Origin of the sequence: Bradyrhizobium sp. SZCCHNS3016 (assembly GCF_032484535.1) — a bacterium.
GTDB lineage: Bacteria > Pseudomonadota > Alphaproteobacteria > Rhizobiales > Xanthobacteraceae > Bradyrhizobium.
On the sequence record NZ_JAUETE010000015.1, the window covers coordinates 97485 to 119153 of the forward strand.

General features: G+C 65.9%; 21 protein-coding genes and 1 other RNA gene. 11 read left to right on the plus strand and 11 right to left on the minus strand.

The annotated features are described in order from the left end of the window. Positions 1 to 78 precede the first annotated feature (78 nt). On the plus strand, positions 79 to 579 hold the full coding sequence (locus QW881_RS25680; protein WP_315753978.1) for a TIGR02281 family clan AA aspartic protease: 501 nt from the start codon (positions 79 to 81) through the stop codon (positions 577 to 579). Between the two features lie 224 nt (positions 580 to 803). Further along, a complete protein-coding gene (locus tag QW881_RS25685; protein ID WP_315753815.1) occupies positions 804 to 2303 on the plus strand; it encodes a phosphomannomutase/phosphoglucomutase in 1500 nt (499 codons plus the stop codon). Between the two features lie 63 nt (positions 2304 to 2366). Here the strand turns inward: QW881_RS25685 and QW881_RS25690 are convergent, their stop codons facing one another. The 5 genes from QW881_RS25690 to QW881_RS25710 form a co-directional block, all read right to left on the minus strand. Beyond that, on the minus strand, positions 2367 to 3833 hold the full coding sequence (locus QW881_RS25690; RefSeq protein ID WP_315753813.1) for a methyl-accepting chemotaxis protein: 1467 nt from the start codon (positions 3831 to 3833) through the stop codon (positions 2367 to 2369). Positions 3834 to 3853: 20 nt separating this feature from the next. Continuing rightward, positions 3854 to 4183 carry a hypothetical protein gene (locus QW881_RS25695; protein ID WP_315753976.1) on the minus strand — a complete coding sequence of 110 codons (330 nt, stop codon included), beginning with the start codon at positions 4181 to 4183 and terminating at the stop codon, positions 3854 to 3856. A 112-nt stretch (positions 4184 to 4295) separates the two neighbouring features. After that, positions 4296 to 4796, minus strand: coding sequence for an Lrp/AsnC family transcriptional regulator (locus tag QW881_RS25700; RefSeq protein WP_315715344.1), 501 nt, complete (start codon positions 4794 to 4796; stop codon positions 4296 to 4298). A 130-nt stretch (positions 4797 to 4926) separates the two neighbouring features. Then, positions 4927 to 5871, minus strand: a complete 945-nt coding sequence (gene nudC, locus QW881_RS25705) for an NAD(+) diphosphatase (RefSeq protein WP_315734953.1) — start codon at positions 5869 to 5871, stop codon at positions 4927 to 4929. A gap of 3 nt (positions 5872 to 5874) precedes the next feature. Continuing rightward, complete coding sequence (locus tag QW881_RS25710; RefSeq protein ID WP_315734951.1) at positions 5875 to 6294, minus strand: HIT family protein; 420 nt, start codon at positions 6292 to 6294, stop codon at positions 5875 to 5877. Positions 6295 to 6439: 145 nt separating this feature from the next. On the opposite strand from QW881_RS25710, the gene ffs reads away from it, so the two are divergent. The 5 genes from ffs (at position 6440) to QW881_RS25735 (ending at position 10002) form a co-directional block, all read left to right on the plus strand. Then, positions 6440 to 6536, plus strand: an RNA gene (ffs, locus tag QW881_RS25715) — signal recognition particle sRNA small type. Positions 6537 to 6668: 132 nt separating this feature from the next. Further along, a complete protein-coding gene (locus tag QW881_RS25720; RefSeq protein WP_315753811.1) occupies positions 6669 to 8507 on the plus strand; it encodes a DNA polymerase III subunit gamma/tau in 1839 nt (612 codons plus the stop codon). Between the two features lie 103 nt (positions 8508 to 8610). Next, positions 8611 to 8931 (plus strand): YbaB/EbfC family nucleoid-associated protein, encoded by a 321-nt coding sequence (locus QW881_RS25725; protein ID WP_315715348.1) that lies wholly within the window; start codon positions 8611 to 8613, stop codon positions 8929 to 8931. 25 nt (positions 8932 to 8956) lie between these two features. Continuing rightward, positions 8957 to 9556, plus strand: a complete 600-nt coding sequence (recR, locus tag QW881_RS25730; protein ID WP_008964175.1) for a recombination mediator RecR — start codon at positions 8957 to 8959, stop codon at positions 9554 to 9556. A 20-nt stretch (positions 9557 to 9576) separates the two neighbouring features. Then, on the plus strand, positions 9577 to 10002 hold the full coding sequence (locus tag QW881_RS25735; protein ID WP_315734946.1) for a hypothetical protein: 426 nt from the start codon (positions 9577 to 9579) through the stop codon (positions 10000 to 10002). A 204-nt stretch (positions 10003 to 10206) separates the two neighbouring features. Here the strand turns inward: QW881_RS25735 and QW881_RS25740 are convergent, their stop codons facing one another. Further along, positions 10207 to 11589: an AmpG family muropeptide MFS transporter gene (locus tag QW881_RS25740; RefSeq protein ID WP_316158857.1), complete on the minus strand. Its 1383-nt coding sequence runs from the start codon at positions 11587 to 11589 to the stop codon at positions 10207 to 10209. Positions 11590 to 11705: 116 nt separating this feature from the next. Next, complete coding sequence (locus tag QW881_RS25745) at positions 11706 to 12938, minus strand: DNA recombination protein RmuC (protein ID WP_315753806.1); 1233 nt, start codon at positions 12936 to 12938, stop codon at positions 11706 to 11708. Positions 12939 to 13107: 169 nt separating this feature from the next. On the opposite strand from QW881_RS25745, the gene def reads away from it, so the two are divergent. The 4 genes from def (at position 13108) to QW881_RS25765 (ending at position 17779) form a co-directional block, all read left to right on the plus strand. Continuing rightward, the gene (def, locus tag QW881_RS25750) at positions 13108 to 13635 is read left to right on the plus strand and encodes a peptide deformylase (RefSeq protein ID WP_316158856.1); all 528 of its coding nucleotides are present in this window, start codon (positions 13108 to 13110) and stop codon (positions 13633 to 13635) included. Between the two features lie 141 nt (positions 13636 to 13776). Further along, positions 13777 to 14712, plus strand: coding sequence for a methionyl-tRNA formyltransferase (fmt, locus tag QW881_RS25755; protein WP_316158854.1), 936 nt, complete (start codon positions 13777 to 13779; stop codon positions 14710 to 14712). A 117-nt stretch (positions 14713 to 14829) separates the two neighbouring features. After that, a complete protein-coding gene (gene truA, locus QW881_RS25760; protein WP_315734935.1) occupies positions 14830 to 15567 on the plus strand; it encodes a tRNA pseudouridine(38-40) synthase TruA in 738 nt (245 codons plus the stop codon). Between the two features lie 154 nt (positions 15568 to 15721). After that, the gene (locus QW881_RS25765) at positions 15722 to 17779 is read left to right on the plus strand and encodes a HAMP domain-containing methyl-accepting chemotaxis protein (protein WP_316158852.1); all 2058 of its coding nucleotides are present in this window, start codon (positions 15722 to 15724) and stop codon (positions 17777 to 17779) included. Positions 17780 to 17798: 19 nt separating this feature from the next. On the opposite strand, the gene dapE is transcribed toward QW881_RS25765, so the two are convergent. The 4 genes from dapE to QW881_RS25785 all read right to left on the minus strand — a co-directional run bounded on the left by dapE (position 17799) and on the right by QW881_RS25785 (position 21482). Next, positions 17799 to 18953, minus strand: a complete 1155-nt coding sequence (gene dapE, locus QW881_RS25770; protein WP_316158850.1) for a succinyl-diaminopimelate desuccinylase — start codon at positions 18951 to 18953, stop codon at positions 17799 to 17801. A 17-nt stretch (positions 18954 to 18970) separates the two neighbouring features. Next, entirely contained in the window at positions 18971 to 19621 is a 651-nt protein-coding gene (locus QW881_RS25775) for a DUF805 domain-containing protein (protein WP_315753796.1), read from the minus strand. Positions 19622 to 19689: 68 nt separating this feature from the next. Then, complete coding sequence (dapD, locus tag QW881_RS25780; protein WP_315753794.1) at positions 19690 to 20535, minus strand: 2,3,4,5-tetrahydropyridine-2,6-dicarboxylate N-succinyltransferase; 846 nt, start codon at positions 20533 to 20535, stop codon at positions 19690 to 19692. Positions 20536 to 20789: 254 nt separating this feature from the next. Further along, a complete protein-coding gene (locus QW881_RS25785) occupies positions 20790 to 21482 on the minus strand; it encodes a pyrimidine 5'-nucleotidase (RefSeq protein ID WP_315753792.1) in 693 nt (230 codons plus the stop codon). Between the last annotated feature and the right edge of the window lie 187 nt (positions 21483 to 21669).

The following is a 21669-nucleotide window of genomic DNA, read 5'->3' on the forward strand; positions in this document are numbered from 1 at the left end:
TCGCAGTCGCCCGTCAGCGGCTTTGATGGTCAAATCGGTTGCGGGGTAAAGTCGGGCGTTTGCGTCATGCGTAACATAATGATCTTCGCGGCCGTTCTCGTCGGTCTCGGCACCTTCATGGCGCAACTGGCCGATCGCCTGACCCCCGCGTCGGCATCCGCGACGCCGTCCGCGCGGGTTGCCACGGCGGAACCGTCTGCTGCGGGCCAGCGCAGCCTGAGCATTCCGACCGACCGCCGCGGTCACTTCCGCGCCGACGGCCGCATCGACGGCCAGCGCATCAGCTTCATGGTCGATACCGGCGCCTCGATGGTCGCGCTGAACGAGAGTTCGGCCGCCCGTTTCGGCCTGCGTCCGGCGCGCGGCGACTACACCGCCACCGTGACCACGGCGAACGGCACCGTGAAGGCCGCCCGGGCCAAGCTTGCGATGGTCGAGCTCGGCGAGCTCACCGTGCGTGACGTCGATGCCCTGGTGCTGCCCGATACGGCGCTGTCGGAGAATCTGCTTGGCCTGTCGTTCCTGTCCAAGCTGAAGCGTTTCGCCTACGCCAACGGCCAGATGGTGCTGGAGCAGTAGGCTGCACCGAGGCGGAATGTTGTTTCGCGCGTTACCGGCCCCCATATACCGGCAGGCAGGCCGATCCCGAGTCGCAGTCATTGAATAGTTCCTCTGGTGGCCTGCGCGAGCGGTCCTGCCCGATTGTTGCCTGCATTCCTCTGCCTTCTGACACTGCTGTCTGACGTCGTGCTAAGCACGAATGCCTTCTTCCATTGATGTGATATTGCCGAGGCCGTCTCCTGATGTTTCCGAAACCCAAGCCCGTCCTGGTTCCCAATACCTACGCCTTCGAATCCGAGCCGATGGTGAAGCCGACGGGCTTCCGCGAATATGACGCGCGCTGGCTGTTCAACAAGGAGATCAATTTGATGGGGGTGCAGGCGCTCGGCATGGGGCTGGGCGCGCTGATCGCCGAACGCGGCGTGAAGCAGGAGATCGTGACCGGGCACGATTTCCGCGGCTACTCCGCCTCGATCAAATACGCCCTGATTTCGGGCCTGATGGCCGCCGGCTGCAAGGTGCATGACGTCGGCCTCGCGGTGACGCCGATGGCCTATTTCGCGCAGTTCGATCTCGACGTGCCCTGCGTCGCCATGGTGACCGCCTCGCACAATGACAACGGCTGGACCGGCGTGAAGATGGGCGCCAACCGTCCGCTCACCTTCGGGCCCGAGGAGATGACCCGGCTGAAGGAGATCGTGCTCAACGCCGAGTTCAAGAACGGCGGTGGCGGCTCCTACCAATTTCACGAGAATTATCCGGCGCGCTACATCGCCGACCTCACCAGCCGGCCCAAGCTCAAGCGCAGGCTCAAGGTGGTCGCGGCCTGCGGCAACGGCACCGCGGGCGCGTTCGCGCCGCAGGTGCTGGAGGCGATCGGCTGCGAGGTGATCCCGCTCGACACCGAGCTCGATCACACCTTCCCGAAATACAATCCCAATCCCGAAGACATGGAGATGCTGCACGCCATCCGCGATGCCGTGCTCGCGCACGAGGCCGATGTCGGTCTCGGATTTGATGGCGACGGCGACCGCTGCGGCGTGGTCGACAACACCGGCGAGGAGATTTTTGCCGACAAGGTCGGCGTGATGCTGGCGCGCGACATGTCGGCGATCCACAAGAATGCGCAGTTCGTCGTCGACGTGAAATCGACCGGGCTGTTCATGACCGATCCGGTGCTGCAGGCGCAGGGCGCGAACACGGTCTATTGGAAGACCGGCCACTCCTACATGAAGCGCCGCACCAACGAGCTCGGCGCGCTCGCCGGTTTCGAGAAATCCGGCCACTTCTTCTTCAACAAGCCATTCGGTCGCGGCTATGACGATGGTCTGGTCTCGGCGATCGCGATCTGCGAGATGCTCGATCGCGCGCCCGGAAAATCGATGGCCGACCTGAAGGACGCGCTGCCGAAGACCTGGTCGTCGCCGACCATGTCGCCGCATTGTGGCGACGAGGTCAAATACGGCGTCGCCGACGCCGTCGTCAGGCACTTCCAGGCGCTGCAGCAGCAGGGCGGCAAGGTGGCGGGGCAGCCGATCCGCGATCTCGTCACCGTCAACGGCGTCCGCGTCACGGTCGAGGACGGCAGCTGGGGCCTGGTGCGAGCGTCATCCAACAAGCCCGAGCTCGTGGTGGTGGTCGAAAGCCCGGTGTCCGAGCGGCGCATGCACGACATGTTCGAGGCGGTCAACGAGGTGCTGCGGACGCATCCCGAAGTCGGCGCCTACAACCAGACGATCTGAGGCCGCGTTGATGATGTCGCGCTAGGGCCGATGCTCGCGCTGATCCCATGATATTCGACGGCATCATGCGGCCCTCAGGGAGCTCAGGAACTGATCGACCTCGGATTTGAGCCGGGTGGATTGCGAGGATAGTCCGTTCGCCGACTCCAGCAGCCGGGACGCGGCGCTGCCGGTCTCGTCGGAGGCACGGGTCACGCTGCCCATGCTTTGGCTGACAAGCCGCGTGCCTTCGGCCGCCTGCTGCACGTTGCCGGAAATTTCTCCGGTGGCGAGGCCCTGCTGCTCGACCGCGGTGGCGATCTCCTTGGAAATTTCGTCGATCTCGGCAATCGTTCCCCCGATCGCCTGGATGGCGCTGACGGCGTCACCCGTGGCGCTCTGGATGCTCTGCACCTGGCTCGAAATTTCCTCGGTGGCCTTCGCGGTCTGGTTGGCGAGCGCCTTGACCTCGCTTGCCACGACGGCGAAGCCCTTGCCGTGCTCGCCAGCGCGCGCCGCCTCGATGGTGGCATTCAGCGCCAGCAGGTTGGTCTGGCTCGCGATCGTCTGGATCAGCGTCACCACCTCGCCGATCTTCTGGGTGCCGGCAGCCAGGCTCTCGACCACCGTGTTGGTACGACGAGCTTCGTCCGCCGCTTTCGCGGCGATCTCCGCCGAGCGCGTCACCTGCTGTGAGATGTTGTTGATCGACGCCGTCAGCTCTTCCGTTGCTGCAGCGACCGTCTCGACATTGGTCGACGCCTGCTGCGAGGCGCCGGCCGCGGCCGACGTCTGGCGCGAGGACTCGGCGCTGCTCCGGCTCATCGACGAGGACAGGCTCTGCATCTCGTTGGCGGCGACGGCCACCGCCTCGACGATGCCGCCGATCTTGCGCTCGAAACCCTCTGCCAGTTCGCGCCGGGCAAGATCGGTCTGCTGTTTGACGCGTTGCTCGGCCTCGAACCGCTCGGCGTTGGCGCGCGCCTCGGCAGCGATCGCCGATTCGGCTTCCGCGGTCTTGCGCGCGCTGGTTTCGAACAACTGCGTCAGCTTGAGCGCGAGGGCGATGAGAACGCCGGCCTCGATCAGCAGGATGACCGCATGCAGCACAACGCGGCCGAAATCAGCGCCGCCCGGGTAGATCGCTGCAGGAAAGACGAAGTTCAGGACCAGATGGTGAAGCGCGACGGCGACGGTGCCGGCCAGGATCGGCCGGTAGTCGCAATATGCGACCAGACAGGCGAGCGCGGCGAAAAAATACATGTGCATGTCGATCTGCCAGGCATGTCCGGACATCTGGTAGACAAGCACGGATACGCCGCCCATGACGGCGACTGCGACCGTGAGCTGGGTCGACAAAGTGTCGCCGGCGCTGCGCCAGGAAAGGGTTGCCACCACTGCCATGACGACCATGAGCATGGTCGGCATCAACCAGTCGCCACGCGACAGCCCGATGATGAGGGAGAGCGGAACGTGAACCCAGAGCACCGCCAGCAGAAGCTTGCTGGTCGTGTGCCGGAGGGTTGCCAGATCGCTGGTCTCGACGGTCATTTCCTATTCCCCCAAAGAGATCATTTTGCAAAGCAGGCGGACACCGCCTGCGGATCGATGACGAGCCAGGCTCCGGCCTCGCGCAGCCGCGCCAAGCCGTCGTGTTCGCCGGGACGGACGACCAGCAGCGATGAAACGGTTGTCGTGCGCACGAGAGCGGCGTCAGCCGAGGCCGCGGCGAGCATCGCCTGTTGCGCGCTCCACCAAGGTGGGAAAGCGACGGCCACGATTTCGCTCCCCATGCGCACTTGGAGTGACAGCGCAGCAACCGCGACAAAGCTCGCGATCAGGAGTGCCGTGGCATTGAGCCAGGCGCGCGAAGACGGAGGTATGGTTGCACCGGACGTCATCGCATCCAAGAATAGAGGGATGGGAATAACTTCCGGTAAACGTTCGTTAGGGATGACGACCGAGGTTCGGGACGCTAGCGCTGCAACGTCGAAGCTGCCCGGAATGCTCGGCTCAGACCGGCGGCACCGGCAGCGCCGTGACCGACTTGATCTTCTCCATGGCGAAGCGCGAGGTGACGTTCTTGAGGGGCACCGCGCTGATCAGCTTCTTGTAGAAGACATCGTAGCTCTGCATGTCCGCAACGACGACGCGCAGCATGTAGTCGACGTCGCCGGCCATCCGGTAGAACTCCATCACCTCCGGCATCGAGCTGACCGCTTCGGCGAATTTGCGCAGCCAGGCCTCGGAATGGTCGGCGCTCTCCACCGACACGAACACGGAGATGCCGAGCCCGATCTTGTTCTGATCGACCAGGGCCACCCGGCGCAGGATCACGCCATCGGCCTCCAGCCGCTGGATGCGCTTCCAGCACGGTGTCGACGACAGTCCGACCCGGTCGCCGATCTCGGCTACGGACAGCGAAGCGTCCTCCTGCAGGACCATCAGAATCTTGCGGTCGATGGCATCGAGCCGGCGATTGGCCTCGGAGCCCTGGGCGGCGACATCGGTCATGGAGAAACTTGTTCCATATGAAGGCTATAAAACCCTCATATAGAGAAAATCGTTCCAAGGCAAGGATCGGCCGTTCAGCCCTTTGCGGACGGGTCTGGCCGTTTCCGCGGAGGGATGGGCTGGTTTCCTGCTACCGCTCGTCGTTCTCTTTCAGCCAGCGACCGACCAGATGATGAGCAATGGCGAACGGATGCGGTCCCGCCAAGCCATCCGGATGCTGCCGCACCAGCATCTGCCGGGCCTCGTCGCGGCTGAACCAGCGCACGTCCTCGAGCTCGTTACGGTCGATGACGATGTCTTCGTTGAGCGCCCGGGCGCTGCAGCCGATCATCAGCGACGACGGGTAGGGCCAGGGCTGGGTCATGTAGTAAGTCACGTCGGTGCAGCGAATGCCGGATTCTTCGAACACCTCGCGCCGGACGGCGTCCTCGATCGTCTCGGCCGCCTCGACGAAGCCGGCGAGGCAGGAATACATGCCGGCCGGAAACTGCTTCTGCCGCCCGAGCAGGCACTTGTCGCCGGAAGCGACCAGCGAGATCACGACCGGATCGGTGCGCGGGAAATGCTCGGTCTTGCAGCTCGGGCATTCGCGCTTCCAGCCGCCCTCGCGCATCGCGGTCTTGGCGCCGCAATTGGCGCAGAAGCCGTGACGCTGATGCCAGGACACCAGGGATTTCGCCATCGCGATCGTCGCCAGCTGGTCGACCGGGGGCGCACCCTGCATCGCCATCCCGCGCAGCTCGGCGACCGACACATCGTCGCGCCCGGCGAGCTTTTCGACGGCGGCCGGCGAGATGCCCATGCCGAACACGGCCGCGCCGTCCTGCAGCCCGAGGAAGATCGTTCCCGGATTGGCGCCGAACTTCAGCGCCTCGTCGATCGACAGCAGCGCGCGCAGTTGGTCGCCGTCGCGCTTCAGCACCAGCGAATCGCGGTGCACGACATAGGCGCGCGTCGAGGGATTGCTCTCGAAGGCGATCAGCTTGTCATCATGGAAGCGCAGATGGGCGGCGCGATCGATTGGATGGCTGACGAAGGCCGGCTTTCCGAGCGGAAACAAGTCGAATGGCGACATCTCTTACCCTAACCAGATCTTGCGCCTGACAGCGCTGATGAACTGCTGCACCTCCTGCGCATCGTGAGGCACGGGCGGCGCGGCGCCCCACACCGGTCGCGGCCAGGCCACGTCACTTGTGCGTCGCGCGATGATGTGGACGTGCAACTGCGGCACCATGTTGCCGAGCGCGGCGACGTTGAGTTTGTCGCATTTGGTGATCTCCTTGAGCGCGCGCGACACCCGCGTGATCTCGGTCATCAGCTGCGCCTGCGCGACCTCGTCGAGATCGATGATCTCGACCGCGCCCTCGCGGCGCGGCACCACCAGCAGCCAAGGATAGTTCGCGTCCTTGATCACCAGCACGCGGGACAGCGGCAGGTCGCCAATGTCGATCGTATCCTTCGCAAGTTGCGGATGCAGCGACCAGGCTGATTCGGGCATGCGGCGGTTCCTGGCGGACGGTCTGGCGGGGAATTCGACGGCACCTAAAGCCTTTCCGAGCTGCGGCACAAGCCCGCGGGGCGGTGGGTCGCCCTGGCGAAGCTCGCGCTTGCTTTCCGGACCGTTTGGCCCCAAATAGGCAGCGGGAGATTGGCGGTGGACGAGCCACTCGCCAACCGGGTCAGGTCCGGAAGGAAGCAGCCCTAACGAGGTCCGGATCGGGTCGCTCGTCAGTCTCCTACCTGTTTTCTCGAGCGAATCGCGCAAAGATGGCGGGGACCCCGCGCAGGGCGGGCGCTCGACCGCGCTCCGGCTGATTGCGTCGACGACCCGCGATCGATGCCGGCCTGGAATACTCACTTGCGGATCGCTCGATGACCGACGCTGTCGCCCCACCTGTTCCGCCTGACAGCGCCGACGCTCCCGCCAAGCCCTACCGGGTGCTGGCGCGCAAATACCGCCCCTCCAGCTTCGCAGATCTGATCGGCCAGGAGGCCGTGGTGCGCACGGTCTCGAACGCGTTCGAGACCGGCCGGATTCCGCAGGCCTGGATTCTGACCGGCGTCCGCGGCGTCGGCAAAACCACGACGGCCCGCATCCTCGCGCGCGCCCTGAATTACGAGCTGCCCGACGGCTCGGTGAAGGGCCCGACCATCCACATGCCGGTGCTCGGCACCCATTGCCAGGCGATCATGGAAAGCCGGCACATGGACATCCTGGAGATGGACGCGGCGTCCCATACCGGCGTCGACGACGTCCGCCAGATTAATGACAGCGTGCGCTATGCTCCGGCCAGCGCGCGCTACAAGGTCTACATCATCGACGAAGTCCACATGCTGTCGACGGCGGCGTTCAACGCCTTCCTGAAGACGCTGGAGGAGCCGCCGGAGCACGCCAAGTTCGTGTTCGCCACCACCGAGATCCGCAAGGTGCCGGTCACGGTGCTGTCGCGCTGTCAGCGCTTCGATCTGCGCCGGGTCGAGGCCGAGGTGCTGATGAAGCATCTCCAGGGCATCGCGACCATGGAAGGCGTGACGATCGAGCCCGAGGCGCTCGGTATCATCGCGCGCGCCGCCGAAGGCTCGGTGCGCGATTCGTTGTCGCTGCTCGATCAGGCGATCGCGCACAGCGCCGGCGAGGTGCGCGCCGATGATGTCCGGCAGATGCTGGGCCTCGCCGACCGCACCCGCGTGATCGACCTGTTCCACCATCTCGCCAGCGGCGACATTGCCGCCGCCTTCAAGGAATTCCGCGAGCAGTATGACGTCGGCGCCGACCCCGTGGTCGTGCTGTCGGATCTGGCCGAGTTCGTGAACTTCGTCACCCGGGTGAAGGTCGTGCCGGCGACGGCCGACAACGTCGCCTTCAGCGAGACCGAGCGGCTGCGCGCGCGCGACTTCGCCACCAAGCTGTCGATGCGGGTGCTGTCGCGGATGTGGCAGATGCTGCTCAAGGGCATTGCGGAGACGCAAGGCGCGACGCGCCCGGCTGCAGCGGCGGAAATGGTGCTGGTGCGCATCGCCTACGCGGCCGATCTGCCGACGCCCGACGAAGCCATTCGTATGATCGAGCAGAGCGGTGGTGGCTCGCCGATCGTCACGAACGGCGGCGGGGCGCGTCCTGCGCCGGCATCCGGCATGAGCGCGGGGGCGCCGCCTGTGATGACGTCGGCGCCAATGCAGGCGCCGCGGGCGCAAGGCCCGACGCTCGCCGCGGTCGGCGGTTCGATGCGCCCGCAGGCGATGTCATCGCAGCCGTCGCCGGCATTACAGGACCAGCCCGCACTGCGCATAGGGAGCTTTCAGGAACTCGTCGCGCTGGCCGGCAAGAACCGTGACCTGATCACCAAGAGCGCGCTTGAGATGGACGTGCGGCTGGTCCGCTTCGAAGAGGGACGGCTGGAGATCGCGCTGGAACGGACGGCGCAGCGCTCGCTTGTCTCGGACCTCGGGCGCAAGCTGGAGGACTGGACCGGCCGGCGCTGGACGGTGATCGTTTCCAACGAGCCGGGCCAGGCGACCTTGCGCGAGCAGAATCTGCGCGCCAAGAGCGAGCGCGAGGCGGCGGCGGAGGCCGATCCGCGCGTGCAGGAGATCCTGGCGCGGTTCCCGGGCACCAAGGTGGTCGAAGTGCGCCGGCTCGCCCCCGAGCCGCCCGAATCGGACGCCAGTGCTGTCGAGCCGCCCGACGAGTCCGACGATGATGATTTCTAGAGCATGATCCGGAAAAGTGGAAACCGGTTTTCCTCGCGACAAACGCCAAAGGCGTTTGCGCGGAGATCATGCTCAACAAGATGACTGATGATGAGGTGCTCCGATGGCTGACTTTCTCGGCATGATGAAACAGGCGGCGCAGTTGCAGACGAAGATGCAGGAGATGCAGGAGGAACTCGGCAACGTCGAGGTCGAGGGCATCTCGGGCGGCGGTCTGGTTGCCGTGCGCATGACCGCCAAAATGGACGTGAAGAGCATCAAGATCGATCCGTCGCTGCTCAAGCCGGAGGAGGCCGAGATCCTGGAGGACCTGCTGGTCACCGCGCATGGCGATGCGCGCCGCAAGGCTGAAGCCGCGATGCAGGAGAAGATGCAGGCCATCACCGGCAAGCTCGGCCTGCCGCCAGGCTTCGGTTTTGGTTAGTTGACCTGATGACATTTGTGAACTGATGGCCGTCGCCGGTCCCGAGATCGAACGCCTGATCCAATTGCTTGCGCGCCTGCCCGGCCTCGGACCGCGCTCGGCGCGGCGCGCCGCGCTGCATCTGATCAAGAAGCGCGAGGCGCTGATGGTGCCGCTTGCCTCGGCGCTGCAGGTCGCGATCGATCGCATCCAGGTCTGCAAGACCTGCGGCAATATCGATACGCAAAGCCCGTGCACTGTGTGCACCGATCCGCGTCGAGATCCGGCGATGATCGTCGTCGTCGCCGACGTCGCCGACCTCTGGGCGCTGGAGCGCGCCAAGGCCTCCAACGGCCGCTATCACGTGCTCGGCGGCACGCTGTCGCCGCTCGATGGCGTCGGCCCGCAGGATCTCACCATCGATGCGCTGGTGCAGCGCGCGCATGCGCCCGAGGTGTCCGAGATCATCCTCGCTTTGAATGCGACGGTCGACGGCCAGACCACCGCGCACTACATCACCGACCTCCTGCAGGAGGCGAACGTCAAGGTCACGCGGCTGGCACATGGCGTGCCGGTCGGCGGCGAGCTCGATTATCTCGACGAAGGCACGCTCTCGGCCGCGATGCGGCAGCGGACCTTGTTCTAAGCACAGACGGAAGTGGAATGATGACGAAACGCGGATTCGGCAAACGGCTGGCTTTGGGCGCGATTCTGGCGGCGCTCTCGGCGCCGTCAGTGCTGGCGCAGCAAAGCGAGGCGCCGCAGAAGGCGGGCAAGCCGCTCAATGCCGGTGACGTGCTGTCGGGAGAGCTGAACGCGCTCAAGCTCAAAGGCGCCAAGCCGGGCCAGCCGTCCGCCGCCTATCAGATCACGAGCGAGCCGCGCCGCCTGCCGCCGCCGAGCGGGCTGTGCAACCTGGAGACCGGCCCGGAGACGTTCCAGCTCGTCACCGCGAACACGGCGCAGGCGTCGCAGCTCAAGGGTCTGCTCGGCAAGCAGATCGCGGTCAAGGTCGACGAGATCGCCTGCGCCCAGGATGCGGGACAGATGAGCGAGGCGGTCGTGACCAAGTGGAGCTTGGTGAAGCGGTGAGACCTGATTGGGCCGTCCACGCGAGTGCGGCGTCCTGACTTTCCGCTGTCGGCGCTCGGCTCGACCGGGCGATCCAGTACCCCGCGGCTGCTCGCTCGATGGCTGACGTCTCTGGAATACTGGGTCACCCGTCGGAGCCTGTCATCGGGCTCGTCGAAGACGACACCCGGTGGCGGGCGACGACGGTTGAATGTGAGGCGGCAGCTACACCTTCACTGGCCCCAACTGGTCGAAATGTCCGCGCCGCTGCAGCCAGGCGAGCAGCACGAGGCTCGGGATCGCGACCAGCACGCAGATCACGAAGAATAGCGGCCAGCCGGTCGCCTTCGCCACGTAGCCGGCGCCTGACGACAAATAGGTGCGCCCGACCGCGGCGAGCGCGGTCAGCAGTGCATATTGGGTGGCGGTGTGCAGCGGGTTCTGACACAGCGCGGAGAGATAGGCGACGAAGATCACGGTGCCGACCGCGCTGGTGAAGTTTTCCGCCGAGATCGCCAGCGCCAGTGCCCATTGATTGACTCCGACGATCGCAAGCCAGGAGAACGAGAGGTTCGCCATCGCCTGCACCACGCCGCCGATCCAGAGACTCGTCGCGAGCGAATAGCGTCGCGCGACGAAGCCGCCGGCAAAGCCGCCGGCGAGCGTCGCGGCGAGGCCCACGCCTTTCACGATCGCGGCGTAGTCGACCTTGCTGAAGCCGAGATCGATCACGAACGGCGCCGTCATCGTGCCGGAGAAGGCGTCGGTGAACTTGAACAGCACGACGAAGGCGAGCGCCGTGAGCGCATCACGCCGCCCGAGGAACTCGACGAAGGCTCCGGCAGCCGCATGCATCACGCGGGTGAGCGCGGTGTCCGCACCCATCGCGGCCTCCGCCTGCTGCGACTGGGCCGGCTCGGTCGCCGCGAGGGCCGTGATCGTTCCGATCAGCACCAGTCCGGCCATCGCAACATAGCCCCACATCCAGGACGACGGACGCGTCAGCCCCGAGTTCTCGAATGCACTGACCACCACCAGCGCGCCGGCGGTCGAGACCAGCATGCCGATGCGATAGGCGGCGACATACGCCGCCATGCCCGCGGCCTGCTCGCTCTCCGGCAGGCTCTCGACGCGGAAGGCATCGACCACGATGTCCTGGGTCGCCGACATCGCGGCGACCAGCAGCGCGGCCAGCGCCACCATGAACGGCGCATGTGCCGGATCAGTGAGCGCCAGCAGCAGGATGGCGCCGATCAAGAGCAGCTGTGCGAACACCAGCCAGCCGCGCCGCCGTCCGAACGCGCGCGTTAGCAGCGGCACGTGCAGCGCGTCCACCAGCGGCGCCCAAAGGAATTTCAGCGTGTACGGCGTCCCGACGAGGGCGAACAGCCCGATCGTGCCGAGATCGACGCCGAGCTCACGCATCCAGATCTGAAGCGTCGAGCCGGACAACGCCAGCGGCAGGCCCGACGAGAAGCCGAGGAACAGCACCACGAGCACGCGCGGCTGCAAGTAGACGGCCATGCTCTCGCGCCAGGTGGGGGCGGGTTTGGCGGCGGACTCTGCGGCGGTCGCGGTGATCTCGGAAGCGGTGTCGGGTGCGGTCATGACCGGGTGGTAACAGATTTCGACAGCACCACAAACACAGCCGTCATCGCCCGGTTTGACCGGGCGATGACAATCTTGTCTGGATTGCCCTCTCATGCAACAGACGCAGCCAACGATCACTCTCCGGCCTGCATGCGCCCCGTTAGAGGAAACAGATCCGGCGTCGTGCCAGCAGCCGGCGCGATGCGTGGTGAGTCCACCGGCGCATCCTGCTTGCTGAAATCGAGCTCCTCGATGCGGGCGGCGCGCTTCTCGATCTTGTCGGCGGAAATGAGGATCTGGCGGATGTCCTCGCCGACATCGCCGAAATGCTTCTGCAGCTTGAGCACGCGCTCGCGCAGGCGGCCGAGATCGTCCCCGAGATGGATCACCTCGTTGCGGATCTGGTCGGCGGCGTCGCGGATGCGCGCATCCTTCATGATCTGCTGCATGACCTGGATCGCGAGCATCAGCAGCGACGGCGACACCAGCACGACGCGCGCGCGATAGGCTTTCTGGATCACGTCGTCGAAGCCGTCATGGATCTCGGCATAGACCGATTCCGACGGCACGAACATCAGCGCCGTGTCCTGCGTCTCGCCGACCACGAGGTACTTCTCGGCAATGTCATTGACATGGCGGAGCACGTCGGTGCGCAGCCGCTGCGCCGCGGCGCGCTTCTCCTCCTCGGTCACGGCGTCGTGCAGCGCGGTCACGGCTTCCAGCGGAAACTTGGCGTCGATGCACAGCGGTCGCGAATCGGGCAGGAACACGACGCAGTCGGGCCGCTTGCCGCTGGCGAGCGTGTGCTGAAACGCGTAGCTGCCCTTCGGAAGCCCGTCCTGGACGATCGCCTCCATGCGCGCCTGGCCGAAGGCGCCGCGCGACTGTTTGTTAGCGAGGACGTCGCGCAAGGTCGTCACTTGCGTCGTCAGCTCGCTGAGATCACGGTGGGCGTTGTCGATGATGCCGAGGCGCTCGTGCAGCACGCGCAGACTATCCATTGTGTGGCGCGTACTCTGCTCCATCGACTGTCCGACGCGGTGGGTGACCGCATCGAGCCGTTCGTTCACGCTGCGGGCCAGGTCCACCTGACGGCCGGCGAGCAACTGGGCCATCGCGTCGACCCGTCCGGAGGCCTCGCTCTGGACGCGGATCATCTCGCCGAACCGTTGTTCGAGCTCGTCAGCCCGCATCGCCTGCTGGGCGGCGAGCTCCGCGCCGCGCCGTCCGGAGCGGGCCACGGCGGCCACGATTATCACGAGCAGTAGCAGCACCAGTACGCCGAATCCGATCAGCGCATCGCTCGCCCTGATGGGCAGGTCGCCGATGATGACGACGACAGGATTGAGGGATTGGCTGACGGTCATCACCCCCGTCTATCCGATTCGCGCAAGCTCGCGAACGAAGAGAGAACAATTATGGTTAAGCGCACGTTAAGAATCATGGTTAACGAAACGTTGAAATTCATGGTTAGCGAAGTCTTAACCGCGAGCCATCACATTGACCGCGCCGGTTCCGCGGCTTAAATCGCGCGCCATGTCCCTAAGAGAAATCATCATCCTGCCGGACCGGCAGTTGCGGCTGGTGTCCAAGCCGGTCGAGAAGGTCACGCTGGAGATCCGGCAGCTGGTCGACGACATGTTCCAGACCATGTACGACGCGCCGGGCATCGGGCTCGCAGCGATCCAGGTCGCGCAGCCGCTGCGCGTCATCACCATGGATCTGGCCAAGCCCGACGCGAACGGGGAAGGCAAGCGCGAGCCGCGCGTCTTCATCAATCCGGAGATCGTCGCCAAGTCGGACGAGCTGTCGGTCTACGAGGAAGGCTGCCTGTCGATCCCCGAATATTACGAGGAGGTCGAGCGGCCGGCGCGCGTGCGCGTGCGCTTCACCGATCTGCACGGGGTGGTCCGCGAGGAGGATGCCGAGGGGCTCTACGCCACCTGCATCCAGCATGAGATCGATCATCTCAACGGCGTGCTGTTCATCGACTATCTGTCGAAGCTGAAGCGCGACCGCGTGATGAAGAAGTTCACCAAGGCCGCCAAGCGCGCCAGCGACTAACGGTCAACTCTCTCCTCCGTCATGCCCGGGCTTGACCCGGGCATCCACGTCTCGCCGCGCGTTACAGGCAGCTCGACGTGGATGGCCGGGACAAGCCCGGGCATGACGCGGAGGATTCGGCAATGCAGGATCTTCCACCAGATGCCGCTTCGCCTGATCTTCATGGGCACGCCGGATTTCGCCGTGCCGACCCTGCTCGAACTCGCCGGCCACGGCCACGAGATCGCGGCGGTCTATACGCGCGCGCCGAAACCCGGCGGCCGCCGCGGCCTCGCGCTGCAGCCGACGCCGGTCGAGACCGAGGCGCGCCGGCTCGGCATTGCCGTGTTCACGCCAAAGACGCTGAAGACCGAGGAGGCCTTGGCCGAGTTTCAGGCTCATCAGGCCGATGCGGCCGTGGTCGTCGCCTACGGCATGATCCTTCCCCAAGCCATTCTCGATGCGCCCAAGCTCGGCTGCTACAATCTCCACGCTTCCCTGCTGCCGCGCTGGCGCGGTGCCGCGCCGATCAACCGCGCGATCATGGCGGGTGATGCCGAGTCCGGCGTCATGGTGATGAAGATGGATGTCGGGCTCGACACCGGCGATGTCGCGATGGCCGAGCGCCTTGCGATCACCGACGCGATGACGGCGTCCGATCTGCACGACCGCCTGTCGCGGATCGGCGCCGATCTCATGGTGCGCGCGATGGCGGCGCTAGAGCGCGGCGGGCTGACGCTGACGAAGCAGGCAGAGGAAGGCGTCACCTACGCCGCCAAGATCGAGAAGGCCGAGGCGCGGATCGACTGGACGAGGCCGGCCCACGCGGTGCTGCGGCACATCCACGGCCTGGCGCCATTTCCTGGCGCCTGGAGTGAGTTCACGCTTGATGGCGAAGCGGTCCGCTTGAAGATCCTGCGCTGCGCGCTTGCCGACGGCAGGGGCGAGCCGGGCGCCGTTCTTGACGAGCAGCTCACCATCGCCTGCGCCGACGGCGCCATCCGCGTCACCGAGCTACAGCGCGCCGGCAAGGGTCCCATGAAGGCCGCGGATTTCCTGCGCGGCACCCCTATCGCGCCGGGCCTGCGTTTCCGCTGACCACCTCATCTCGTCATGCGCGGGCTTGACCCGCGCATCCATCTCAAGAACAAGCTTCGCCCAGGGATGGATTGCCGGGTCGAGCCCGGCAATGACGGCAAAACTCGATCGGGTCAGATGCCCCGCTACAAGCTCACCATCGAATATGACGGCGCGCCGTACTGCGGCTGGCAACTGCAGGCGACCTTGCCGTCGGTGCAGGGCGCGCTCGAAGCGGCGGTGCAGGCGACCTGTGGCGTTCCGACCCGGGTGCATGGCTCGGGGCGCACCGATGCCGGCGTCCACGCCACCGGTCAGGTCGCGCATTGCGACGTTGAGAAAGAATTCCGGCCCGACAAATTGCGCGACGCGCTCAACGCGCATCTGCGGCCCAACCCGATCGCGGTGCTCGACGCCGAGATCGTCCCCGACACCTTCGAAGCACGCTTCTCCGCCCGCAGGCGGCACTATCGCTATCGCATCGTCAACCGCCGCTCCAATCTCGCGCTCGAGGTCGGCCGCGTCTGGCGCGTGCCGCAGCGGCTCGACTCGGACGCGATGCACGCGGCGGCCCAGCGGCTGATCGGCAAGCATGATTTCACGACTTTCCGCGACACGGAATGTCAGGCAAAATCGCCGGAGAAGACGCTCGATCAGCTCGACGTCGTGAGGGACGGCGATGCGATCACCATCCTCACCTCCGCACGCTCCTATCTGCACAGCCAGGTGCGCTCGATGGTTGGCTCGCTGGTGTGGGTCGGGCAGGGCCGCTGGAGCGCCGATGATCTCGCCGCCGCGCTCGCCGCGCGCAATCGCGCCGCCTGTGGCGTCGTCGCCCCGCCGGAAGGCCTCTATCTCGTGAAGGTCGACTATTGAGATCGTTCTGCAGTGGAACCCGCGAATCGCTATTAGCTGCCAATGATTGTCCTAATGAGTAGTCGTTTCGGGAGTAAGGGACAGGATTCATTAACTCCAAATTGAAGCCCTCGCTGCTATCCGGACCTCAGGCTGCTGTCCAGCGAGGTCGATCGTGCGCATTCGTCAAGTCTTCCTGCTCTCTTTGCTGCTCGGGGCCGTCATCGGCCTGCTCGCAACCATGTTGTTCGCCTGGCAGCAGCTGACCTCGCTGCAGGCCGCGAGGACGGCAGGCCGTGATACGCAGCTGCTGGCCGCCATGCTGCGGCTGCCGGAAAAGCTGAACCTCGAGCGCGCCATGGTCAATCCCCGCCTGGCGTCGCCGAATCCGGCGAACTCGGACGAGCTGGCCGCGCTGCAGAAGATACTTCAAGGCTCTGACGACGCCTTCGCCAAGGCGCGCAGCCTGGCGCTGCTGAGTGAAGACAGCGCCGCGCTGGACTCGATCCAGCAGAAGTTGCGTGCGACGCGCGGGGTCGCTCTCGATGCCGTCGCGCAGGCCAAGGCGGCGCGATCCGAAGCAATCGTCCGTGATTACGTGCCCCAGATGTTCACGATCCAGGAAACGACCGGCAGCCATGTCGACGTGATCGTGCGCCGGATCAATGCGGCCAATCCCGCGGTAGGCCAGGCGGCGCGTCTCGCGGTGATCGGCTGGGATTTGCGCGACTGGGCCGGTCGCGCCACGACGACGTTCGTTCGCATGATCGCGACCAAGCAGCCGATGGCGGGTGAACCGGCCGAGGCGCTCGCGACGTTCAAGGGACGCATCGAGCGCATCTGGACGACGGCCAAGCTCGCTGCCGCAGAGATCAACCGGAAGCCGATCTTCGCGGCCCTGACCGAGGTCGAGAATGGCTATTGGGCCCGCGGCGGCGAGTTCTATTCGTCGCAGGTGGCGCCGAACCGGGGCAAGGTGCTCGAGCTCGATCCCGACCAGTTCCTGCGGTCCGTATTCCCGATCCTCGATACGATCCTGCCGCTGCGCGATGCAGCCCTCGCCGAGGCGCTGAGCCAGAGCGAGGTCGCGATCGCCGAGTCGCAGACCCGCTTTGTCCTGGCGCTGGTCCTGTTGCTGGTCAACGTCGCGGCCGCCGCACTGGGGACGGTCTGGTTCAATGCCCGCGTGATCAAGCCGCTGTCGAATCTGACCGAAATGATCCGTCGGATCGCCGGTGGCGAGCGCAGCGTCGAGATCGGATATGGCGATCGGACCGACGAGATCGGCACGCTCGCCAATGCCATCGGCGTTCTGCAGGAGAAGTCGGCGGAGGCCGATCGGCTGTCGCTGCAGGGCGCCGATGCCGAGGCGCGGCGTGATGCGCGCCGGCAGAAGATCGAGGCGCTCACCCGGCGGTTCGGCGAGGTCATCGATACGCTGTGCGGCCGGCTGAGCGATGCCGCGAGCGGCCTGAAGCAATCGGCCGAGACGCTCGACGGCTCGGCCAGCACCACCGCATCGCGCGCCACCGCGGTGGCGGATGCGGCGGCGCAGGCGACCTCCGGCGTCAACACGGTGGCGGCCGCCTCGGAAGAGCTCGACGCGTCGATGAAGGAGATCACCCGGCAGATCGCAGAAGCCGCGTCGGAATCCTCCAACGCGACCAGCCAGGCGCTCGATACCACCGACAAAGTCCGCACGCTCGCCGGCAGCGCCACGCGCATCGGCGACGTCGTGCAGCTGATCCGCGCCATCGCCTCGCAGACCAATCTGCTCGCGCTCAATGCCACGATCGAATCGGCGCGCGCCGGCGAGGCCGGCAAGGGGTTTGCCGTCGTCGCATCCGAGGTGAAGAGTCTCGCATCCCAGACCAGCAAGGCCACCGAGGAGATCGAAAGCCAGATCGCCGCGATCCAGAACGAGACCGGCAGCACGGTGGCTGCGATCGAGAAGATCGCCGCCGTCGTCAACACCATCAGCGGTGTTACCGGAGCGGTGGCGAGTGCGGTGGCCGAGCAGAGCGCCACGACCCGGGAGATCGCCCGCAGTGTGCAGCAGACCGCGAGCGGCACCAACGACGTCTCGTCGTCGATCGCGCTGGTCAGCGCGGCCGCCGCGGACACCCGCGGATCGGCGCGCTCGCTGCTCGACTCCGCGGCGAGCCTCGCCGGCCAGGCCACCGACCTGCGTCGCGAGGTCGATCAGTTCCTGGCGGAGGTGAAGGCCGCCTGATCAGGATCAGGCGCGCCGCTCAGGCGAAATATCTTTCGAGAATGCCGCGATAGATCCTCGTCAAGGTCGCGATGTCGGCGACCGAGGCGCGCTCGTCGATCTGGTGCATGGTCTGGCCGACCAGGCCGAACTCGATCACCGGGCAGTAGCTCGAAATGAAACGCGCGTCCGAGGTGCCGCCGGTGGTCGACAGCTCCGGCTTTCGCCCCGTCACGCTCTCGATCGCGGCGACGGCGAGGTCGGTGAACGGTCCCGGCTTGGTCAGGAACACGTTGGAGTTCGACGGCAGCCAGTCGATGTGGGCGCGGATGCGGTTGCCACAGGCCTTGGCGAGCCGCTCTTCCACCAGCGCGCGCAGCGTCTCCTGCGTATGGCAGTCATTGTAGCGGATGTTGAATTTCGCCCGCGCCAGGCCCGGGATGACGTTGGTTGCGGTGTTGCCGACATCGACGGTGGTGAATTCGAGATTCGACGGCTGGAACTGCGCGCTGCCATGATCGAGCGGCTCGTCCGACAGTGCGACGATCAGGCGCGAGATGTCCGGCACCGGGTTGGAGGCACGGTGCGGATAGGCGACGTGGCCCTGCTTGCCCTCGACGATCAGGGTGCCGGACTGCGAGCCGCGGCGGCCGATCTTGATGCAGTCGCCCATGACCTCTTGATTGGACGGCTCGCCGAGCACGCAATGGTCGAACCGCTCGCCGCGCTCGGCCGCCCACTGCAACAGCTTGATGGTGCCGTTGACCGAGACGTCCTCTTCGTCGCCAGTGATCAGGAACGAGATCGAGCCTTTTGGCTGTCCGCCGTGATCGCGTAGATAGTCGAGCACGGCCGCAACGCTGCAGGCGATGCCGCCCTTCATGTCGACGGCGCCGCGGCCATAGATGTAGCCTTCCTTCACCTCGCCGGAGAACGCGCCAAGGCTCCACGCCGCTTCATCGCCGGGCGGCACCACGTCGGTGTGGCCGGCGAAGGTGATGTGCGGCCCCTCGGTGCCGATGCGGGCGTAGAGGTTGTCGATATCGGCGGCGCCTGCTTCCGAGAAGGTCACGCGATGCGTCGTGAAGCCCGCGTCTTTCAGCAGGGCCTCGAGCACGCCGAGCGCTCCGGCATCGGCCGGGGTCACGGAGGGGCAGCGGATCAGGTCGCGGGTGATGGCGAGGGCATCGGTCATGCCTTTCGCTTAACATGCTATTTTGCCGGCGGGCTAGTGCTGCCGATTGCCGCTTCCCCCAGCGGCGGGCTCGCAACGTGCGGGGTGAACTCCAGCTCCTTGTGCTGGTTCCAGGCGGGCGCGGGCGGTCTTGGCTGGCCGGAGCGTTCGCTGGATCGGATCTTCGGCAACGGGTTGGGCCCGAAGCGATTGGTCCAGGGATCGCCGGCAAGGCAGTACAATTCGATGAAGGCCCACAGCGAGAGCAGCGCACCAGCGCCGCCCACGATCGCTGGAATGACCGTCCCGGGAATGCGCTCCGCGTACTGGTTGACCAGCCCGGGCACGACGAAGAACGGAACCGTCCACCAGCCGCTCCTGTCGCGGTCATGCAGCCGCTTGATGGCGCCTGCGGCAAACACCCAGACGAACACGGGGGTGAGGATGACGTGGAAGGTGGCGGGGACGATATCGGCGCGGGTCAGGCCGCGAAAGGTGTCGGGGTCGAGGACCGCGAAGATGTCGGTCAGATTGAAGCTGAAGGCCGTCGGGCCGCTCAGCAGCCTGCTCGCGCCCGCCACCAGCGCGGCGGCAAAGACCATCCAGCAGAGCACCACCAGCAACGACAGCCAGAGCTTGGCGCGGTTGATCCGGCCGTGGAAGCGAAACAGAAACCAGGTCCAGTCCATGGACGTCCTCCGGACCGACGGCTTGGCCGGCCCGGAGATTCGTTGCTGCGGCCGCAGCCGCGGTTCAATCAGTCGCGCAGCAGCTCGTTGATCGAGGTCTTGGAGCGGGTGCGCTCGTCGACGCGCTTGACGATGACGGCGCAGGCGGTGGAGGGGCCGATCTGGCCGTTCTTCATCGGCTTGCCCGGCAGTGCGCCCGGCACAACGACGGCGTATTCCGGCACCTCGCCGACGAATACCTCGCCGGTCTCGCGGTCGACGATCTTGGTCGACGCGCCCAGGAACACGCCCATCGACAGCACCGCACCCTTGCGCACGACCACGCCCTCGGCAACCTCCGATCGCGCGCCGATGAAGCAGTCATCCTCGATGATCACGGGGCCGGCCTGCAGCGGCTCAAGCACGCCGCCGATGCCGACGCCGCCGGAGATGTGCACGCGCTTGCCGATCTGGGCGCAGGAGCCGACCGTCGACCAGGTGTCGACCATGGTGGCTTCGTCGACATAGGCGCCGAGATTGACGAAGGACGGCATCAGCACGACGTTCTTGGCGATGTAGGCCGAGCGGCGCACGATCGCGCCGGGCACGGCGCGGAAGCCGGCATCGCGAAAACGGTTCTCGCCCCAGCCTTCGAACTTCGACGGCACCTTGTCCCACCACGACGCCTGGCCGGGGCCGCCTGGGATCACGCTCATGTCGTTGAGGCGGAACGACAGCAGCACGGCCTTCTTCAGCCACTGGTTGACGCTCCACTTGCCGTCAGTGCCGCGCTCGGCGACCCGCGCCTCGCCCTTGTCGAGCCGCTCCAGCGCGCTCTCCACGGCGTCGCGGACCTCGCCCTTGGTCGTGGTCGAGACGCCGTCACGGGCATCGAAGGCGCTGTTGATGGTGGATTCCAGGGCGGACAGTGACATCGGTCGATCCTCGCTTGGTCCCTGGGCAGAAAGCCGGGGACGGCCGTGTACGAGCATGGTGGGCAGGGCGGCTTTTTCGGGATTTGGACCCGGAGAGTCAAGGACGCATCGGTGGCGTGGCCGTCCGCGCGGGAGGTGCAGCTTATCGTGCTCCGTCATTCCGGGATGGTCCGAAGGACCAGACCCGAAATCTCGAGATTCCGGGTTCGATGCGTCGCATCGCCCCGGAATGACAGTTCAATGCGTGGCGGGCTTCACCCCGCCAGCCGCTGCAAGAATCCGGTCAGATCGTCCGTGACATGATCGACATGCGGGTCGTCGCGACCCGCCAGCTCCCAGTCCTCGCGCACCACCTCCTTGGTGCCGTCCGGCACCACGAGCACCGTGGTCATGCCGAGGTCGTGCGGCACCACGAGGTTGCGGGAAAGGTCCTCGAACATCGCCGCCCGTGTCGGATCGACGGCATGCAGCTTGAGGAATTTGTCGTAGGTCTCGCGCGCCGGCTTCGGCGTCAGCTCGGCCGCGATGATGTCGAACACGCCATGGAAATGGCCGGCAATGTCGAGCCGCGCCAGCACGGCATCGACATGGTCGACCGAGCCGTTGGTCAGGATCAGCTTGCGTCCGGGCAGCTTCTCGATCGCCGCGCCCATCGCCGGATTCGGCTCCAGCGGCGAGTGGTCGATCTTGTGCACGTAGGCCAGGAAGTCGTCGGCGTGCACGCCGTGCTCGGTCATCATGCCGCGCATCGTCGTTCCGTAGCGGCGGTAGTAGTCCTTCTGGATGCGCCGCGCCTCGTCCGCATCGACCTCGAGCCAGTTGGAGACAAACTCGCCGATCCTGGCATCGACCTGCTGCCACAGGTTGACGTGATGCGGATACAGCGTGTTGTCGAGATCGAACACCCAGGTGTCGACGTGGTCGAAGCTGCGGGGGGATTTTGTCATGTGGGCGTCGGTCCATCCTGCCTTCGGTCATCATGCCCGGCTAAGGCGGCATATTCCGCTGTCGTCCCGGCGAACGCCGGGACCCATACCGCGGAAGCTATCTTGCGGCATGATGGCTGATGCCGATGGCCCAAACCTCGGCCGGTGGTTATGGATCCCGGCGTTCGCCGGGATGACAGCTGTGGGT

Bases quoted from the DNA above. Each gene is read 5' to 3' on its own strand.
- QW881_RS25710 (WP_315734951.1), bottom strand. From the start codon at position 6,294: ATGCCCGAATCAGCCTGGTCGCTGCATCCGCAACTTGCGAAGGATACG.
- truA (WP_315734935.1), top strand. From the start codon at position 14,830: ATGCCCCGCTACAAGCTCACCATCGAATATGACGGCGCGCCGTACTGC.
- dapD (WP_315753794.1), bottom strand. From the start codon at position 20,535: ATGTCACTGTCCGCCCTGGAATCCACCATCAACAGCGCCTTCGATGCC.
- dapE (WP_316158850.1), bottom strand. From the start codon at position 18,953: ATGACCGATGCCCTCGCCATCACCCGCGACCTGATCCGCTGCCCCTCC.
- fmt (WP_316158854.1), top strand. From the start codon at position 13,777: ATGCCGCTTCGCCTGATCTTCATGGGCACGCCGGATTTCGCCGTGCCG.
- QW881_RS25745 (WP_315753806.1), bottom strand. From the start codon at position 12,938: ATGACCGTCAGCCAATCCCTCAATCCTGTCGTCGTCATCATCGGCGAC.
- def (WP_316158856.1), top strand. From the start codon at position 13,108: ATGTCCCTAAGAGAAATCATCATCCTGCCGGACCGGCAGTTGCGGCTG.
- QW881_RS25700 (WP_315715344.1), bottom strand. From the start codon at position 4,796: ATGACCGATGTCGCCGCCCAGGGCTCCGAGGCCAATCGCCGGCTCGAT.
- QW881_RS25690 (WP_315753813.1), bottom strand. From the start codon at position 3,833: ATGACCGTCGAGACCAGCGATCTGGCAACCCTCCGGCACACGACCAGC.
- QW881_RS25735 (WP_315734946.1), top strand. From the start codon at position 9,577: ATGACGAAACGCGGATTCGGCAAACGGCTGGCTTTGGGCGCGATTCTG.
- QW881_RS25740 (WP_316158857.1), bottom strand. From the start codon at position 11,589: ATGACCGCACCCGACACCGCTTCCGAGATCACCGCGACCGCCGCAGAG.
- QW881_RS25725 (WP_315715348.1), top strand. From the start codon at position 8,611: ATGGCTGACTTTCTCGGCATGATGAAACAGGCGGCGCAGTTGCAGACG.
- nudC (WP_315734953.1), bottom strand. From the start codon at position 5,871: ATGTCGCCATTCGACTTGTTTCCGCTCGGAAAGCCGGCCTTCGTCAGC.
- QW881_RS25680 (WP_315753978.1), top strand. From the start codon at position 79: ATGATCTTCGCGGCCGTTCTCGTCGGTCTCGGCACCTTCATGGCGCAA.
- QW881_RS25685 (WP_315753815.1), top strand. From the start codon at position 804: ATGTTTCCGAAACCCAAGCCCGTCCTGGTTCCCAATACCTACGCCTTC.
- QW881_RS25720 (WP_315753811.1), top strand. From the start codon at position 6,669: ATGACCGACGCTGTCGCCCCACCTGTTCCGCCTGACAGCGCCGACGCT.
- recR (WP_008964175.1), top strand. From the start codon at position 8,957: ATGGCCGTCGCCGGTCCCGAGATCGAACGCCTGATCCAATTGCTTGCG.
- QW881_RS25785 (WP_315753792.1), bottom strand. From the start codon at position 21,482: ATGACAAAATCCCCCCGCAGCTTCGACCACGTCGACACCTGGGTGTTC.
- QW881_RS25695 (WP_315753976.1), bottom strand. From the start codon at position 4,183: ATGACGTCCGGTGCAACCATACCTCCGTCTTCGCGCGCCTGGCTCAAT.
- QW881_RS25775 (WP_315753796.1), bottom strand. From the start codon at position 19,621: ATGGACTGGACCTGGTTTCTGTTTCGCTTCCACGGCCGGATCAACCGC.